The organism is Saprospiraceae bacterium, assembly GCA_016716185.1.
In the GTDB taxonomy this organism is placed as follows: Bacteria; Bacteroidota; Bacteroidia; order Chitinophagales; family Saprospiraceae; genus Vicinibacter.
The window spans coordinates 2,076,665-2,093,161 of record JADJWV010000002.1 but is presented as its reverse complement, the minus strand read 5'-3'; the positions used below and the strand labels follow the sequence as shown (position 1 = coordinate 2,093,161).

General features: G+C 40.3%; 14 protein-coding genes and 5 tRNA genes. All 19 read left to right on the top strand.

The features are described 5' to 3' along the window. Positions 1–26: 26 nt before the first annotated feature. On the top strand, positions 27–3,302 hold the full coding sequence (locus IPM34_10060; GenBank protein MBK8955885.1) for a SusC/RagA family TonB-linked outer membrane protein: 3,276 nt from the start codon (positions 27–29) through the stop codon (positions 3,300–3,302). 23 nt (positions 3,303–3,325) lie between these two features. After that, entirely contained in the window at positions 3,326–4,792 is a 1,467-nt protein-coding gene (locus tag IPM34_10055) for a SusD/RagB family nutrient-binding outer membrane lipoprotein (protein MBK8955884.1), read from the top strand. A 19-nt stretch (positions 4,793–4,811) separates the two neighbouring features. Next, on the top strand, positions 4,812–5,630 hold the full coding sequence (locus IPM34_10050; GenBank protein MBK8955883.1) for a hypothetical protein: 819 nt from the start codon (positions 4,812–4,814) through the stop codon (positions 5,628–5,630). Positions 5,631–5,729: 99 nt separating this feature from the next. Continuing rightward, on the top strand, positions 5,730–5,921 hold the full coding sequence (locus IPM34_10045; GenBank protein MBK8955882.1) for a 30S ribosomal protein S21: 192 nt from the start codon (positions 5,730–5,732) through the stop codon (positions 5,919–5,921). 55 nt (positions 5,922–5,976) lie between these two features. Further along, entirely contained in the window at positions 5,977–6,864 is an 888-nt protein-coding gene (locus tag IPM34_10040) for a tyrosine-type recombinase/integrase (GenBank protein ID MBK8955881.1), read from the top strand. Between the two features lie 55 nt (positions 6,865–6,919). Then, on the top strand, positions 6,920–7,225 hold the full coding sequence (locus IPM34_10035; protein MBK8955880.1) for an HPF/RaiA family ribosome-associated protein: 306 nt from the start codon (positions 6,920–6,922) through the stop codon (positions 7,223–7,225). A gap of 174 nt (positions 7,226–7,399) precedes the next feature. Next, positions 7,400–7,472: transfer RNA gene (locus tag IPM34_10030), tRNA-Thr, on the top strand. 11 nt (positions 7,473–7,483) lie between these two features. Further along, positions 7,484–7,566, top strand: a tRNA-Tyr gene (locus IPM34_10025). Between the two features lie 314 nt (positions 7,567–7,880). Beyond that, positions 7,881–7,953 (top strand) — tRNA-Gly (locus tag IPM34_10020). A gap of 153 nt (positions 7,954–8,106) precedes the next feature. Continuing rightward, a tRNA-Thr gene (locus IPM34_10015) sits at positions 8,107–8,178 on the top strand. Between the two features lie 48 nt (positions 8,179–8,226). Then, positions 8,227–9,423 carry an elongation factor Tu gene (tuf, locus tag IPM34_10010; protein ID MBK8955879.1) on the top strand — a complete coding sequence of 399 codons (1,197 nt, stop codon included), beginning with the start codon at positions 8,227–8,229 and terminating at the stop codon, positions 9,421–9,423. A gap of 55 nt (positions 9,424–9,478) precedes the next feature. Then, positions 9,479–9,551: transfer RNA gene (locus IPM34_10005), tRNA-Trp, on the top strand. A 15-nt stretch (positions 9,552–9,566) separates the two neighbouring features. Then, on the top strand, positions 9,567–9,755 hold the full coding sequence (gene secE, locus IPM34_10000) for a preprotein translocase subunit SecE (protein ID MBK8955878.1): 189 nt from the start codon (positions 9,567–9,569) through the stop codon (positions 9,753–9,755). A 10-nt stretch (positions 9,756–9,765) separates the two neighbouring features. Next, entirely contained in the window at positions 9,766–10,314 is a 549-nt protein-coding gene (nusG, locus tag IPM34_09995; protein ID MBK8955877.1) for a transcription termination/antitermination factor NusG, read from the top strand. Between the two features lie 10 nt (positions 10,315–10,324). Then, positions 10,325–10,765, top strand: a complete 441-nt coding sequence (gene rplK / locus IPM34_09990; protein ID MBK8955876.1) for a 50S ribosomal protein L11 — start codon at positions 10,325–10,327, stop codon at positions 10,763–10,765. Between the two features lie 73 nt (positions 10,766–10,838). Further along, positions 10,839–11,531: a 50S ribosomal protein L1 gene (locus IPM34_09985; GenBank protein MBK8955875.1), complete on the top strand. Its 693-nt coding sequence runs from the start codon at positions 10,839–10,841 to the stop codon at positions 11,529–11,531. A gap of 25 nt (positions 11,532–11,556) precedes the next feature. Next, on the top strand, positions 11,557–12,084 hold the full coding sequence (locus tag IPM34_09980) for a 50S ribosomal protein L10 (protein MBK8955874.1): 528 nt from the start codon (positions 11,557–11,559) through the stop codon (positions 12,082–12,084). Positions 12,085–12,155: 71 nt separating this feature from the next. Then, positions 12,156–12,533 (top strand): 50S ribosomal protein L7/L12, encoded by a 378-nt coding sequence (rplL, locus tag IPM34_09975; GenBank protein ID MBK8955873.1) that lies wholly within the window; start codon positions 12,156–12,158, stop codon positions 12,531–12,533. A 145-nt stretch (positions 12,534–12,678) separates the two neighbouring features. Beyond that, positions 12,679–16,497, top strand: a complete 3,819-nt coding sequence (rpoB, locus tag IPM34_09970; GenBank protein ID MBK8955872.1) for a DNA-directed RNA polymerase subunit beta — start codon at positions 12,679–12,681, stop codon at positions 16,495–16,497.

Genomic DNA, 16,497 nt, shown 5'->3' with positions numbered 1-16,497 from the left:
ATTTAGAAATAAAAACTTACTAGATTATGAAGAAACTTTTATTCATTTTTCTGGCCTTGTTTGCTGTAGTACAGTTTGCTGAGGCTCAGAGGGTTTTGAAAGGCACGATTACCGACAAAGACGGTAATCCCATTATCGGAGCGAATGTCGTTGCCAAAGGAACAACCGTTGGTACCATAACGGACATTAACGGCAATTATTCCCTGGAAGTTCCTGCAAATTCATCAGTAATTGTGGTGAGCTATACGGGGTACAATTCCCAGGAATTGAGTTTAGGCGTAAGCAACACCATGGATGTGACATTGGAAGAAGGGGTTTTGCTGGGGGAAACGGTAATTACTGCTTTGGGGGTAAAGCGGAATAAAAGTGACGTCGTTTATGCGAATCAAACGATTAATTCCGATGAATTAAATTCAACTGCAAGTAAGAGCGTACTCAATGCCCTTCAGGGAAAAGTTGCCGGCGTAAAAATTGGTCAGGCTTCTGGAGCAGTTGGAGCCTCTACCAGGGTAGTTCTCAGAGGAGAAACTTCTCTAACCCAGGGAAATAATGCCTTGATCGTCGTTGATGGAGTACCTGTAAATAACAGTAGTGCTTCGGGTGGAGGAGGAACTGGAAAAGATGGCGATCGCGACAATTATGTTGACTTTGGAAACAGAGGTAACGACATCAATCCTGATGATATTGAGTCAGTGACTGTATTAAAAGGACCTGCAGCAACCACATTGTATGGTTCCAGAGGAGGTTCCGGCGTTATTTTGGTAACTACTAAGTCAGGTAAAAAATCAACTAAACCTACCATTTCGGTGAACTCATCATTTAGTGTGGAAGAGGTACTTTTATTGTACAAGTACCAGGAGCAATACGGTTCAGGATATGAATCTTGTAACGGATGCGGTGGTGGAATCAACATTTTTATGGGCGAAAACTTTGCCTGGGGTTCCAAATTTGATGGAAGATTATTACCCTGGACAGCAGCTCCATTTGACGATCATGGCGATCTCATTCCTCTTTCGAACGGTAAGATTGAGCAATTGATAAGACCCTATAGTGCGGTTAAAAACAATGTGAAGAATTTCTTTGAAATCGGACAAACCGTTAGAAACAATTTTTCAATCAGTGGAGGTAGTGATAAATTTACCTACCTGTTGTCTTATACCAATTTTAATAATGAAGGTATTGTTTTGAATACTGAATTGAAAAAACACAACCTGCAATTAAATGCAGGTGCACAATTCTCAGACAAATGGAGGTCAGATTTTAGAATAAACTACTCCAAACTGAATCAAAGAGGCGCAACGGAAGGAGGATATCCATTCGGTTACTCTTCTGGTACTCCAGCAATGTCTTTCGCTACTCAGACGCCTTCAAATATACCTTTTGAAGAATTAAGAGATTACAACAGTCCATATCATGATTTTAAAGGATTTTATGGACAATATTCCATCAATCCTTATTTTATTCTGGACAACCAGGATCTTAGAAATTCGGTTGATAATGTTTTGTCCAGTGCATCTTTATCTTTTAGCCCAACTGAGAAATTAAGTTTTACCGGACGAATTAGTACAAATTTCATTTCTAGTTCAGTGACTGAGAAAGGTCCAAAATTTGCCTATGAACATGCCTATACCTGGGCAGATGGAGAATTGGTTGATGGAGGTAGATCTCCGGAATCTGTTTTCAGTCTGGGTTCTTACAAAGAATCTTCTGTGCGCATAACAGATTTGATTTACGACTTATTCGGTACCTATTCCACACCTATAGGATCTGATTTCAAATTGAACAGCACATTAGGATTTAATTCAATTGACCAGGCAAGCAGAACTGTAAATGGCACTACTGTGGGTGGTTTAGTTATACCGGGATTTTATGACCTGACAAACTCAGTTGAGCAGCCACGAGCTACCAGAAGATCAACTCAGTACAGGCTTTATGGAATTTATTCCAACAATTCTTTGAGTTATAAGAATTTTGCCACCTTCGAATATTCTGCAAGACAGGATTATTCTTCAACATTACCCGATGGAAACAGAGGTTTCTTCTATCAGGCTGTTGGTCTTTCATTTGTTCCAACTTCCATGGCCAATGTTGATTTAGGACCCATTAATTATTTCAAATTAAGAGGGGGAATAGGAAGTGCTGGAAAAGATGCTCCGTTATATAGATTAAATACTTATTACAATCTAAATCCTTTGCTTTTGGATCTGGGAGATGATTTTCAGGTTCGTTTTCCATTTGATGGCCAAACAGGGGCACAAAAAGGTAACAGTATAGGAAATCCGGATTTGAAACCAGAATTATCTGTTACAACTGAAGTCGGATTTGATATGGGCTTATTGAAAGACCGTATTGAGGTGAACTTTACCTATTACAACATCAACTCAAAAAACCAGATTGTGGATGTAAACATTCCATGGTCATCAGGTTTTGCATTTGTTCCGGTCAACATAGGCCGAATGACAAACAAAGGAGTGGAAATCGGTTTATCCGTTACTCCTGTGCACACTCAGAACATTACTTGGAGACTTTATGGATCATATTCTAAGAATACAAATGAAGTCGTGGAGATTATCGATAACGGCATTGAAGGAGATGAACTCAATATCTTTACCAGTATTGTTCACTTCACCGGACATGGAAGTCTAAACCTTGTTGCTGTAGAAGGACAACCTTTCGGTACATTCAAAGGAACAGATTTTGTTTACGACAACCAGGGTCGTTTGGTTGTAAATGCGAGTGGTAATCCGGAAAAGAGTGCAGAGCTGAGTTATCTCGGCAGTTATCAGCCTGATTTCCTGTATACCATGGGAACAGAATTAAAAGTTGGTAATTTCACATTAAATGCTTTATTGGATGGTAAAGAGGGTGGTTTATTTTACTCCGGTACAAAATTGAGTACTGAGTTTAATGGAACTGCATTAACTACTTTATTGAATGACCGTCAGCCTTTTGTAGTTGAAAACAGTGTGAACGCCAATGGAGATGCAAATACTAAACAGACAACTGCCTACTCTTATTTCAGAGGGTTGCCCGCAAGCGCATACTTGTTGGATGCATCTTATTTGAAATTCAGAGAGTTGAGTTTGTTCTATGATTTTCCTTCATTCAAAGGAAAAAATGGATTCAGTTCAATTTCGTTGGGCGTTTTTGCCAAGAATATTAAATTCTGGCTTGCTGAAGAGAATACATTCGCTGATCCGGAAGTTGGTGGTGTTGGTGGTGCCAGTGATGCGATAGGTATCGAAACGACTACAACTCCTCCTTCCAGAAGTTTTGGTGTGGAATTGAGAGTAAAATTCTAATTAACAAGGAAAAATAAATGATTATGAACTTTATTAAAAATAAATTGGTGTTGTCAGGAATATTTTTCCTGAGTTTGTTTATCACATCCTGTGATAATTACCTCGATGTGAATGTTGATCCGAATCAGTCAAATACTTCAGATATTAATTTGCAGTTGAGTTCCGGACAACTTTACACAGCTATTGGTTTTGGACAAAGACTTTATCCGATTATTGGAATTTGGTGTCAATACCATACGGGAGGACCAGGTGTATCTTTGGGAGATCCTGATCAACATATCCTTTCTTCTTCAGAGGGAAATGAGATTTTCAGATCCGTATATCGGGCTGGTAACAACATGAACTTTATCATCAAGAATGCTCCGCAGGAGAAATTCTATGTGGCTCTGGCTAAGGTGATGAAAGCGTATGGCTTACAAACCTGTGCCGATTTGTTTGGCGATATACCTTATCTGGAAGCTTTTAAAGGAGATATCGAGGACGGATCCATCTTGCATCCGAAATACGATAATGCCAAAGATGTGGTTTATCCAGGATTGGCAGCAGAATTGATTGAGGCAGCTCAAATCCTTCAGGATGGTGGCTCCTTCCGGCATCCAGCCGGCGATGATTTGGTGTATGGCGGAGATTTGGCCAAATGGGAAAAATTTGCAAATACCTTGTTGCTAAAGATTTATCTGAGATCTGGTAATACAGATAAAGCAAAGGAATTAATCGCAAGCACAAGTAATTTTATCACAGAAAATGCGGATGCTGCAATGGTAAGGTTCCCGGGTGGATCCACCGGAAGTAATCCATTTTGGACTTCAGCAAAAAGTACGGCTTTGGGTAATTTTTACGTAGCTACCACAACTGCAATGGAGTATCTTGAAAGTACGAACGATCCTCGAATTGATTATTTCTACGACCGCAACGATAACGGCGATCATAAAGGACTTGGCCCCGGGGATGTAGAAAATGCACCTTCGAGTTCAGCTCCATTTTCTAAACCAGCTGGCGCCTTAAAAAAAGATGGAGGTTTGATTTTTAGTGCAACCGCTCCAGTAATCTTCATGTCTGCCTGGGAAGGTAATCTTCTTCTTGCTGAAGCAGCCGCATTGGGTGCGGGAGGAGATGCGAAGGCTCTCTACGATGAAGCCGTTAAGCAAAGTTTTGCTTACCTGGGCGTAACAGCCGGAGCTGATGATACCTACTTGGCTGGTAAAGGTGCTTTTGATGCAGCAAATCCATTGAAATCTATTGCCTACCAAAAGTGGGTTTGTATGAATGGTTTACAGCCAATAGAATCCTGGATTGAAACAAGAAGGATGGACAGCAACGGGACTCCGCTTTTTGCATCTAATGGAGGGATCTTCAAAAATCCGACTAAAAACGCTTTAGGATTGGGTATATTTCCAAGCATACTTCCGTATCCGGAAATTGAAGAGAGTCTGAATCAGAATTTTGTTGGTCAACATTTGTTGACAGCCAAAGTATTTTGGGATAAATAATTTAAACTTACATCTAATTATGAAACATAAATTTTATTTTTTCGCATCACTTTTACTCGTTTCATTTGCATTCAATGCATGCAAGGACGATGATCTAGTACCATCAACATCACAGGAAATCAGTCTGCCATTTATTGCAGAGAAACTTATGTCTGATTCCTATGTATATGGTGTTGGACAAGCAACATTGGAAAAAGATTTACCAGAAGTCGTAGCTGTTGCCGTGGATACTGTTTACGGTATGGTCGGCGGATACGGCGGTAAGACGGGAAGCGATTCTGTAAATATTCTTAAATCGGAAAATTTGGGAATTCCTGATTTATCAGAAATCGGCGGTTATAGTATTGCTTTTGAGAAATTTAATAAGGGTGGTTATAAAGTAAGTACAAGTGCCAATATCGTAATTGCTGGCCCTATTGCAAATCCAGGGCCCACTGCTATGGAAGGAACTTACAGACGAACAGCTAATGGCCATTTACAAGATATAATAAAAGTTTTTGATGGCGTGTATATCATTGGTCAACCAGGTGGTGCGGCTGTAACTTTTGTTCCTTACCTGCTTTATAATTACAAAAATCAGTCAGGGGGCGATTCATTGGCTTTTCCGGTGCAAACGGATGGCTGTGGAGGTGGATTACGCTTAGTGGCTCCCGCGGCACCAGTAAGTAAAACAGCTGGAGAATACGATGCATTTCCACCAGAAATTGCTTCTTTAAGTCCAATTACCTTTAGATGGAAAGTCTTTGAATTCCCATCAGCGAATAATTCTGCGCTGCATCCTGATGGAGCATTATGTGCATGGGGGCATACAGCTATCCGGGTTTTCGAAAAACAATAAGATCAAATTTTAAATAGAAAATAGCGAACTCTAACGGGTTCGCTATTTTTTTTTGCTTTTATAAAATTAATCGTAAATTTGCGGTCCAAACAAGAAAATATGCTCATTATCGACGTAAAAGAAATGGAATCAATCGATAGGGCTCTCAAAAAGTATAAAAAGAAATTTGAGCAGTCCCAAACCTTACGCCAGTTGCGCAAACGCAAACACTTTACAAAACCATCCGTAGAGCGCAGGTCTGAAATTCTTAAAGCGGTATACCGCCAGGAATATATTGCCAAATACATATAAATTATTTTTGTTATATTTAAATTATTCATTATTCATTGATTAGCTTTGCTGATCGATGGATACTGTTTTAATTTACGAGACTTACCTCAAGTCGGAAAAGCGATATTCGACGCACACCCTGCAAGCATATATAGCTGACATTCAACAGTTTATCCAGTTTTTAGAAATTCATTTCAATGCGGTACTTCCCGAAGATGCCGGATTTGTCCAATTGCGGGCATGGGTCGTTGATCTGCACAAGAAAAACAGAGATCCCCGAACGATTCGACGGAAAATTTCTTCGCTGAATGCATTTTATAAGTTTTTGAAAAAGAGAAAAGGTCTGAAAACAAATCCAGCTGCCAGGTTGATTTTACCTAAAGTTAAAAAAAGACTACCCTTGGTTGTTAGGACTCATGAGTTGGAGGAGCTTAAGGCGTTGCCTGCAGATAAGGATGAAGGTGATCTCATTTTAAAATTTGCAGTGATCCGTTGCTTATACGAACTTGGCCTTCGGCGGTCTGAATTGATTCATTTAAAGAATTCGGATGTCGATTTGAACTACAGAGAACTCAAAGTATTAGGGAAGGGTGGAAAGGAAAGGATTATTCCTTTTGGTGAAGAACTTAAAGAGGTATTATATCGTTATTTAAAATATAGAGAGGAAGTTAATTGCCTGGATTTGCAAAATTTTTTCTTGTTGAAAAACGGTAAACAGTTATACCCCAAAATGGTTTATTTGATAGTCCGAAACTGGCTTCAGAATAAGACCAGTATTTCCAGAAAAAGCCCGCATGTCTTGAGACATTCTTTTGCTACCCATTTAGCAGATGCCGGAGCAGATATCAATGCTGTCAAAAGTTTACTCGGGCATGCAAATCTTTCGGCAACCCAAATTTACATGCATAACTCCATAAGCCAATTAAAAGAAGCTTACAGCAAGAGTCACCCGAAAGCAGAGTGAACAATTTCTGATTCAATATTGTAGCATTTGTATTTATTAACTAAAAATGAGAAACATGATGACAAGGATTCAATCGATTCATTTTGATGCGGACACTAAACTGGTTCAGTTCATTGAAGAGAAAATGAATAAGTTTGGAAAGATATTAGGACAAGACCAAGTTGAAGCAAAGGTTATCCTGAAACTGGAGAAAACGGGTCAGATTCAGGATAAAGTTGTAGAACTTATTATACATATTCCGGGTCACCCACTGATCGCCAAATCCACAAGGAAGTCATTCGAAGAAGCACTCAGAGACGCACTGGGGACTTTGAAAACTCAATGGACAAAGTATAAAACCAAAATCCAAAGGAAGCATTGAGCAAATAGCCACGTGTCGAAAAAAGTGAACTAAAATACAGATAATCAAGTATTTATGATTCTATTTTTCGATTAACAAATACTTGTAATTTTTTTTAATCCATTTTTTCAAATAGTTATATCTTTGCAATCTCTTTTTTGGAGGGTATAATCGTATGCCTTTTAATAAACAGAAGCCAGTGTAGCTCAGTTGGTAGAGCAGCTGACTTGTAATCAGCTGGTCGGGGGTTCGAATCCGTCCACTGGCTCAGTTCTTGATGGGGGTGCGCCGGAGTGGGAGAGCCGGGCCAGACTGTAAATCTGGTGTCTTTGACTGAATGGGTTCGAATCCAATCACCCCCACAATTCAGTGTGAGTGTGAGTGTGAGTGTGGGTGTGTTGGAGTGTGAGTGAGTTGGAGTGTGAGTGAGTTGGAGTGTGCGTGAGTTGGAGTGTGCGTGAGTTGGAGTGTGCGTGAGTTGGAGTGTAAGTCAAGAGCGTGTTCCATGAGTGAGGAGAGTGGAAATGGGATCATGTTTATTGAGGAAGAGTTAAAAAAATATTTCTAATCAGTTGAATTTCAAACCCTTGCGTCAAAAAATATAAATAGAATTATAACGATAAATCTATCCAACAAAATTACACACCCACACCCACACTCACACTCACACCGAATTGCGGGAGTAGCTCAGTTGGTAGAGCATTAGCCTTCCAAGCTAAGGGTCGCGGGTTCGAGTCTCGTCTCCCGCTCAATTTAAGTGCGTTTTGTATACCTAAAAGTATAGAAAAACGATGTGACAAGGGATACGGGTTGTAATCAACTAAATGGAGTCAGGCAAAAGTGTCCGACGGAAAAAGAAATAAAAGTGCAGAAGGAGAAGGAACCTGATCCTGCTATTTCCAGCCAATGTAGCTCAGGGGTAGAGCACTTCCATGGTAAGGAAGGGGTCAAGGGTTCAATTCCCTTCATTGGCTCAAAAGATAAAATTATCTTATTTAACATAAAAGTAAAAACAGTCAACAATGGCAAAGGAAACATTTAATCGGTCAAAACCGCACGTCAACATCGGTACAATCGGTCACGTTGACCATGGTAAAACAACTCTGACTTCTGCAATCACTATGGTTTTGGCAGAAAAGGGTCTTGCTCAAAAGAAAGATTACGATTCTATTGATAATGCTCCTGAAGAAAAGGAAAGGGGTATTACCATCAATACGGCTCACGTCGAGTACGAAACAGTCAACCGGCATTATGCGCACGTCGATTGTCCGGGTCACGCTGACTATGTAAAAAACATGGTTACAGGTGCTGCTCAGATGGACGGAGCTATCCTCGTAGTTGCTGCAACAGATGGTCCAATGCCTCAAACAAGAGAACACATTCTTCTTGCCAGACAGGTAGGTGTTCCTAAAATTGTTGTTTTCATGAATAAAGTTGATCTCGTGGACGATGCTGAGATGTTGGATCTGGTAGAAATGGAAGTACGCGAGCTTTTAAGTAAATATCAATTCGATGGCGACAATGCATCAGTTATTAAAGGTTCTGCATTGAAAGCACTGGAAGGTGAAGAAGGCGGAAAGCAAGCGATCATGGATTTGATGGAAGCAGTTGATAAGGACATCCCGGAACCAGTTCGTCTGGTCGACCAGCCATTCCTGATGCCTGTTGAAGACGTATTCTCAATTACAGGTCGTGGAACAGTTGCCACCGGAAGAATTGAAAGAGGTATTATCAAAGTTGGAGAAGGTGTTGAGATCATTGGAATGCAGGCTCCTGGAGAAAAAGCACTGACATCTACAATTACCGGTGTAGAGATGTTCCGTAAATTATTGGATCGTGGTGAAGCTGGTGATAATGCAGGATTGTTGTTGAGAGGTATTGAAAAAGATGACATCCGGAGAGGTATGGTTATATGTGCGCCAGGTTCAGTTAAACCACACATGAAATTTAAGTGTGAGGTGTACGTACTTTCCAAAGACGAAGGTGGTCGTCACACTCCGTTCTTTAAAGGATACAGACCTCAGTTCTATTTCAGAACAACCGATGTAACTGGAGAGTGTTTGTTACCGGATGGAGTTGAAATGGTTATGCCAGGTGATAATATTTCTTTGGAAGTGACATTGATCAACCCAATCGCTATGGAAAAAGGTTTGCGTTTTGCGATTCGCGAAGGTGGCCGTACAGTTGGAGCTGGTCAGGTAACTGAAATATTAGATTAAATAAGATAATTCACGTCCCCGATGGTTTGAAATAAATTTAAGCCATCGGGAACAAACGGGCATAGCTCAACTGGCAGAGCGACGGTCTCCAAAACCGTAGGCTGAGGGTTCAAGTCCTTCTGCCCGTGCAAAGGCTAAAAAATATGGATAAATTCGTTTTATACTTAAAAGAAAGCTACCACGAGCTCATTGATAAAGTGACCTGGCCAACCAGGGAAAATTTGGTCGATAGTGCTAAAGTGGTTGTTTTTTCGGCATTGTTATTAAGCCTTATGGTGTTTGGGATGGATTTTATCGTGAATCAGGTATTGAACTTTGTCTATAGTCTGTAATGCCACCAAAATGAGTGAAGAAAAAAGGTGGTATTCTCTTCGGGTGATTAGCGGAAAGGAAAAGAAAATCCGCGAACGTCTCGAAATGGAAATAAATAGATCCGGATGGTCTGATTTTATTACACAGGTAATAGTCCCATCCGAGAAAGTATATAAAATCAGAAATGGTAAAAAGGTCATTCTGGAAAGGAATATTCTCCCCGGGTATTTATTAGTCGAAGCTATTCCGGCTAAGCTATCCGGCGAAATTGTTCAGCATATTACCAATATGCCCGACATCATTCATTTTCTCGGGAAGAACAATCCGATTCCAATGACTCAGGTTGAAGCCAATAGGATGTTGGGTAAAGTTGATGAATCTCAGCAGGTAGGTGAAACCATGATCGAACCATTTATCGTTGGAGAAACAGTGAAAATCATTGATGGTCCGTTCAACGAGTTTGTGGGAGACATCAAGGAAGTAAATGAAGAAAAGAAGAAATTAAAGGTCATCGTAAAAATATTTGGAAGAGGCACGGAAGTCGAATTGAATTTCATGCAAGTTGAAAAAACGAATTAATTAAGAAATTATGGCAAAGGAAATTGAAGGTTATATAAAGTTACAGGTAAAAGGTGGACAAGCAAATCCTGCTCCTCCTGTTGGTCCGGCCTTGGGTTCAAAGGGGATCAACATCATGGAGTTTTGCAAGAGATTTAATGCTAAGACACAAGATCAACCCGGTAAACTATTACCGGTTTTGATTACGCTGTACAAGGATAAGTCATTTGAATTTGTAGTTAAAACGCCACCGGCTGCTGTTCAATTAATTGAAGCTGCAAAAATAAAAGGGGGATCGCCAGAACCGAACCGTAAAAAAGTGGGTTCGGTAAGCTGGTCTCAAATTGAAACCATTGCCAAGGATAAAATGCCCGATTTGAATGCATTTACCATGGAATCTGCAATGAAGATGGTTGCAGGTACAGCAAGAAGTATGGGCTTAACGGTCACTGGGGATGCCCCGTGGTCATAGAAAATAAATAATTATTATCATAAGGGAGTTTCGAAATAAAATTCGGAACGTCATTACCTAAAAATTTTAAAACATGGCAGAGCTTACTAAAAAGAGAAAAGCAGTTAACGACAAAGTAGATCCAAAGAAGTTCTACAATTTGGATGAAGCATGCACCCTGGTCAGAGAAGTCAATACAACTAAGTTTGATTCCTCAGTAGATTTACATATCCGGTTGGGGGTGGATCCCAGAAAACCAGATCAGGCCATACGCGGCACGGTCACCCTGCCCAATGGAACTGGTAAAACCAAACGCGTATTGGTGCTGTGTACACCCGATAAAGAAGAAGAAGCAAGAGCTGCGGGAGCAGATCATGTAGGATTGGATGAATACATTCAAAAAATTGCAGGCGGTTGGGCTGACATTGATATTATTATTGCAATGCCTACCGTCATGGCACAGTTGGGAAAAGTAGGAAAGATCCTGGGTCCAAGAGGTTTAATGCCCAATCCAAAAACCGGAACCGTTACCATGGACCTCGCCTCTGCAATTAATGATGTAAAAGGTGGTAAAATAGCTTTCAGGGTCGATAAATTCGGAATCATCCACGCTTCCATTGGGAGGGTTTCATTTACAGCTCAGAAGTTGAAAGAGAACAGCATTGAACTCATTCATGCCATCAGTAAACTCAAACCTTCTTCAGCTAAAGGCGCTTATTTCAAATCCATTTCCATGGCTTCAACCATGAGTCCGGGAATTAAGTTGGATACGAAAGTAGCGAATTAATTTACATGTCCATAAATTTAAAAAAATGACAAAACAAGATAAAACAACGGCGATACAGGAATTAAAAGAACGGTTTGCAAACGCACAGTTTTTTTATGTGACTGATTCATCCACACTAACTGTTGAGCAGGTTAACAATCTCCGGAGAAAATGCTTTGAACAAGGTATTGAAATGAAAGTCGTGAAAAATACGCTTGCTGTGAAAGCACTGAAGAGTTTGGAAAATGAAGGATATGAGCCCTTATACAACGCATTTGAAGGACCATCATCCTTGATGTTTACAGACAATCCTTCTGCACCTGCGCGGTTGATCAAGGAATTTCGCGAAACCGCCGACAGACCTCTGGTAAAAGCAGCATACATCGATAGCGCAATTTTTAGCGGTGACGATCAATTGGATGTTCTGGTGGCATTGAAATCCAAGGATGAACTGGTTGGAGATATCATCATGTTGCTGCAATCACCTGCAAAGAATGTAATTGGTGCATTGAAGAGTGGTGGACAAAAGATCGCTGGTATTGTAAAAGCTCTCGAAGAAAGAGCAGGTTCTTAAAAGAACCATAATTAATAAGGCTTCCAAGTATTTAACGCATAAATTTTATTAACAACGAAAACAATTAAATCATGGTAGATGTAAATGCATTAGCAGATCAGCTGGTAAATCTAACAATCAAGGAAGTAACGGAGCTGGCTTCTGTGCTTAAAGACAAGTACGGAATTGAACCAGCTGCAGCAGCAGTAGCAGTAGCTGCCGGACCTGCCGGTGGAGCAGCCCCTGCAGCCGCTGAAAAGACTGAATTTGACGTAGTATTAACTTCAGGTGGAGCCAATAAGCTCAACGTTATTAAAGAAGTTAAAAACTTGTTGAACCTTGGTTTGAAAGAGGCTAAAGACCTCGTAGATGGAGCTCCATCTGTATTGAAGCAAGGTGTGTCTAAAGAAGAAGCGAATTCTTTGAAAGATACACTTACAGCAGCTGGTGCGGAAATCGAAGTAAAATAATTTTTACATTGGTTGATCAGCGTACACCTTTGAACGAAAAAAGGTATACATAAAATAATGGCCCGGGTCATAATTAATTTTGTGATCCTGGCCATCTCTTGTTTTTTATTGATAAGGTTCTGGATTTTAATTAAAAATAACCATAATGGCTTCAGTTGAAACCAAATCACAGTTGAGAACACGGCATAATTTCGGAAGAGCAGTCTTGCAAGTGCCATATCCGGATTTTCTTGAAATACAAATTAAATCCTTTAAGGAGTTTTTCCAATTGGAAACAACACCTGATAAAAGGATCAATGAAGGACTCTTTAAGGTGTTTAAAGAGAATTTTCCTATTTCTGATGCCAGGAATATTTTCGTTCTCGAATTTTTGGATTACTACGTTGATCCACCGCGCTACTCAATTGACGAATGTGTACAAAGAGGTTTGACTTTCTCTGTACCGCTCAAAGCCAGATTGCGTCTTTCTTGTAACGATGAAGAACACGTCGATTTTAAAACCATTGAACAGGATGTATTTCTGGGAAATATTCCTTACATGACTCCGAAAGGAACTTTTGTGATCAATGGAGCAGAACGCGTTGTCGTATCTCAATTACACAGATCCCCGGGAGTATTCTATAGTCAGACTTTCCATCCCAACGGAACAAAAATATTCTCTGCAAGGGTGATCCCTTTCAAAGGGGCGTGGATGGAGTTTGCCACCGATATTAACCTGGTGATGTATGCTTACATCGACAGGAAAAAGAAATTTCCGGTAACTACTTTGTTAAGAGCCATCGGATATACTTCAGACAAAGACATTCTGAACTTGTTTAATCTTTCAGAGGAAATAAAGTCAACTCAGAAAGATCTGAAAAAAGCTATCGGACGGAAATTAGCTGCAAGGGTTCTGAGAAGATGGACGGAAGACTTTGTCGATGAAGATACCGGTGAATTGGTCACTGTAGAGCGAAATGAAATTATTCTCGAAAGGGATACCATCCTGGATGAAGAAAATATCAAGCACATTGCAGATGCCAACGTAGATACCATCATTCTGCAAAGAGAAGATATTACTGAAGACTATTCTATTATTTACAACACGCTTCAAAAGGATCCATCGAGTTCTGAAATGGAAGCGGTTATACACATTTATCGTCAGCTGAGAGGTTCAGATCCACCGGATGATGATACGGCCCGTGGGATTATCGATAAATTATTCTTCTCCGATAAAAGGTATAACCTTGGAGATGTAGGCCGTTACAAAATAAATAAAAAACTCAATCTCAATACGTCTGACGAAACACTGGTTCTTACCAAAGAAGACATTACCGAGATCGTCAAATATCTGATTTCGCTCATTAATCAAAAAGCGGAACTCGATGATATCGATCATCTCAGCAACAGAAGGGTTCGCACCGTAGGAGAGCAGTTATATGCGCAGTTTGGAGTTGGTTTGGCAAGAATGGCGAGAACGATCAGAGAACGAATGAACGTTAGGGACAACGAGGTATTTACTCCAATCGATCTGATCAATGCCCGTACACTTTCGTCGGTCATCAATTCTTTTTTCGGTACCAGCCAGCTTTCTCAATTCTTGGATCAGACAAATCCCTTGTCAGAAATCACTCACAAGCGAAGAATTTCAGCTTTAGGTCCCGGAGGTTTATCCCGGGAGCGTGCAGGATTTGAAGTCAGAGACGTTCACTATTCCCACTATGGAAGGTTATGTACTATTGAAACTCCTGAAGGACCAAATATTGGTTTGATCTCTACACTTTGTGTCCATGCAAAAATCAACAGCATGGGATTTCTTGAAACCCCTTACTGGAAAATTGATTCCGGTAAAGTAAGTGTAAAGAATGGCATCCAATATTTATCTGCAGAAGAAGAAGACTACGCTCGAATTGCGCAGGCAAATGTACCTGTAGATAAAAAGGGTGATTTTCAAATAGCCAAAGTAAAAGGAAGAGAGCACGGGGAATTTCCGGTGTTGGATAAAGAGGAACTTCATTTCATGGACGTTGCTCCCAACCAGATCGTTGGTGTATCAGCATCATTGATCCCATTTCTCGAAAACGATGATGCGAATCGTGCTTTGATGGGCTCTAACATGCAACGGCAGGCTGTTCCTTTGATCAGGCCTCATGCACCTATCGTTGGTACCGGACTCGAAGCGAAGGTAGCCCATGATTCCCGGATGCTGATTACAGCAGAAGGAGATGGTGTTGTTGAATACGCTGACGCGAATAAAATTGTGATCAAATACGACAGAAATTCAGAAGACAATCTGATTTCATTTGAAGATAGTTTCAAAGAATACCATTTGACCAAATTCGCGCGTACCAACCAGGCTACTTGCATCAACCTCAAGCCATTGGTTAAAAAGGGAGAACGCGTGGCTCTGGGTACTATTCTATCCGATGGTTATGCAACAGAAAATGGAGAATTGGCTTTGGGACAAAATCTCCAGGTGGCATTTATGCCCTGGAAAGGTTATAATTTTGAAGATGCGATTGTAATTTCTGAACGCGTTATCCAGGAAGATATTTTTACCTCGATACATATTGAAAGTTTTGAATTGGAAGTGCGCGATACAAAACTTGGAGAAGAAGAATTGACCAATGATATCCCTAATGTGAGTGAAGAAGCAACCAAGGATCTCGATGAAAACGGGATCATAAGAATTGGTGCAAATGTCGAAGAAGGAGATATCCTTATCGGAAAAATTACTCCAAAAGGGGAAACAGATCCGACTCCTGAAGAAAAATTATTACGCGCCATCTTTGGTGATAAAGCTGGAGATGTAAAAGATGCTTCACTTAAAGTTCCACCATCAGTAGAAGGAGTTGTAATTGATAAGCAACTTTATGCACGTGCTAAAAAGGATAAATTCCAAAAGGTTCAGGAAAAAGATTTGTTGACCCGACTCGATGATAAACACGACGTCATCCTGAATGAATTGAAAACGGTACTCATCGATAAACTGGTGAAGATTGTAAAAGACCAACTGTCAACCGGCGTTAAAAGTATTTATGGTGAAGAGCTCATTGCAAAAGGAAGTAAATACACAAATGCTTTATTGAAAAAGTTGGATTTTACGAAAGTGGATTATTTCAATTGGACCAAGGATACTGAAAAAAATACCTTGGTTAGTAGGTTATTGCATAACTACAACATTAAAGTCAACGAAGAAGTCGGAAAATACAAACGTGAAAAGTTTAACATCAGCATCGGAGATGAATTGCCAGCCGGGGTATTGAAGTTGGCTAAAGTTTACATTGCTAAAAAGCGGAAACTTAAAGTTGGCGATAAATTAGCCGGGCGACATGGTAATAAGGGTATCGTTTCGAGGATAGTACGCGTAGAAGACATGCCATTCCTCGAAGATGGATCGCCTGTTGATATCGTATTAAATCCATTGGGAGTACCATCGAGGATGAATCTGGGACAGATTTTCGAAACGGTTCTGGGTTGGGCTGGAAAAAGAATGGGATTCCATTATGCAACGCCAATTTTCGATGGAGCAACCATACACGATATTGAAGAGGAGATCAAGAAAGCAGATTTACCACTTTACGGACAGACTTACTTAACTGATGGAGAAACAGGAGACCGCTTCCACCAGCAGGCAACTGTAGGCGTTATCTATATGTTGAAACTATCGCACATGGTAGATGACAAGATGCACGCAAGATCAATTGGTCCTTATTCATTGATTACACAGCAACCTTTGGGTGGTAAAGCACAGTTCGGAGGTCAGCGATTTGGAGAAATGGAAGTTTGGGCATTGGAAGCATTTGGTGCATCCAATATTTTAAGAGAGTTATTGACCATTAAGTCAGATGATATCATCGGTCGTGCAAAAACATATGAAGCCATTGTGAAAGGCGATAATCTTCCTGAGCCCAATATTCCGGAGTCGTTCAACGTATTGATTCACGAATTGAGAGGCTTGTGTCTGGATGTTAAATTCGAATAA

Bases quoted from the DNA above. Each gene is read 5' to 3' on its own strand.
- IPM34_10060 (MBK8955885.1), top strand. From the start codon at position 27: ATGAAGAAACTTTTATTCATTTTTCTGGCCTTGTTTGCTGTAGTACAG.
- IPM34_10045 (MBK8955882.1), top strand. From the start codon at position 5,730: ATGCTCATTATCGACGTAAAAGAAATGGAATCAATCGATAGGGCTCTC.
- secE (MBK8955878.1), top strand. From the start codon at position 9,567: ATGGATAAATTCGTTTTATACTTAAAAGAAAGCTACCACGAGCTCATT.
- rplL (MBK8955873.1), top strand. From the start codon at position 12,156: ATGGTAGATGTAAATGCATTAGCAGATCAGCTGGTAAATCTAACAATC.
- IPM34_09980 (MBK8955874.1), top strand. From the start codon at position 11,557: ATGACAAAACAAGATAAAACAACGGCGATACAGGAATTAAAAGAACGG.
- tuf (MBK8955879.1), top strand. From the start codon at position 8,227: ATGGCAAAGGAAACATTTAATCGGTCAAAACCGCACGTCAACATCGGT.
- rplK (MBK8955876.1), top strand. From the start codon at position 10,325: ATGGCAAAGGAAATTGAAGGTTATATAAAGTTACAGGTAAAAGGTGGA.
- rpoB (MBK8955872.1), top strand. From the start codon at position 12,679: ATGGCTTCAGTTGAAACCAAATCACAGTTGAGAACACGGCATAATTTC.
- IPM34_10035 (MBK8955880.1), top strand. From the start codon at position 6,920: ATGATGACAAGGATTCAATCGATTCATTTTGATGCGGACACTAAACTG.
- IPM34_10055 (MBK8955884.1), top strand. From the start codon at position 3,326: ATGAACTTTATTAAAAATAAATTGGTGTTGTCAGGAATATTTTTCCTG.
- IPM34_10040 (MBK8955881.1), top strand. From the start codon at position 5,977: ATGGATACTGTTTTAATTTACGAGACTTACCTCAAGTCGGAAAAGCGA.
- IPM34_09985 (MBK8955875.1), top strand. From the start codon at position 10,839: ATGGCAGAGCTTACTAAAAAGAGAAAAGCAGTTAACGACAAAGTAGAT.
- IPM34_10050 (MBK8955883.1), top strand. From the start codon at position 4,812: ATGAAACATAAATTTTATTTTTTCGCATCACTTTTACTCGTTTCATTT.
- nusG (MBK8955877.1), top strand. From the start codon at position 9,766: ATGAGTGAAGAAAAAAGGTGGTATTCTCTTCGGGTGATTAGCGGAAAG.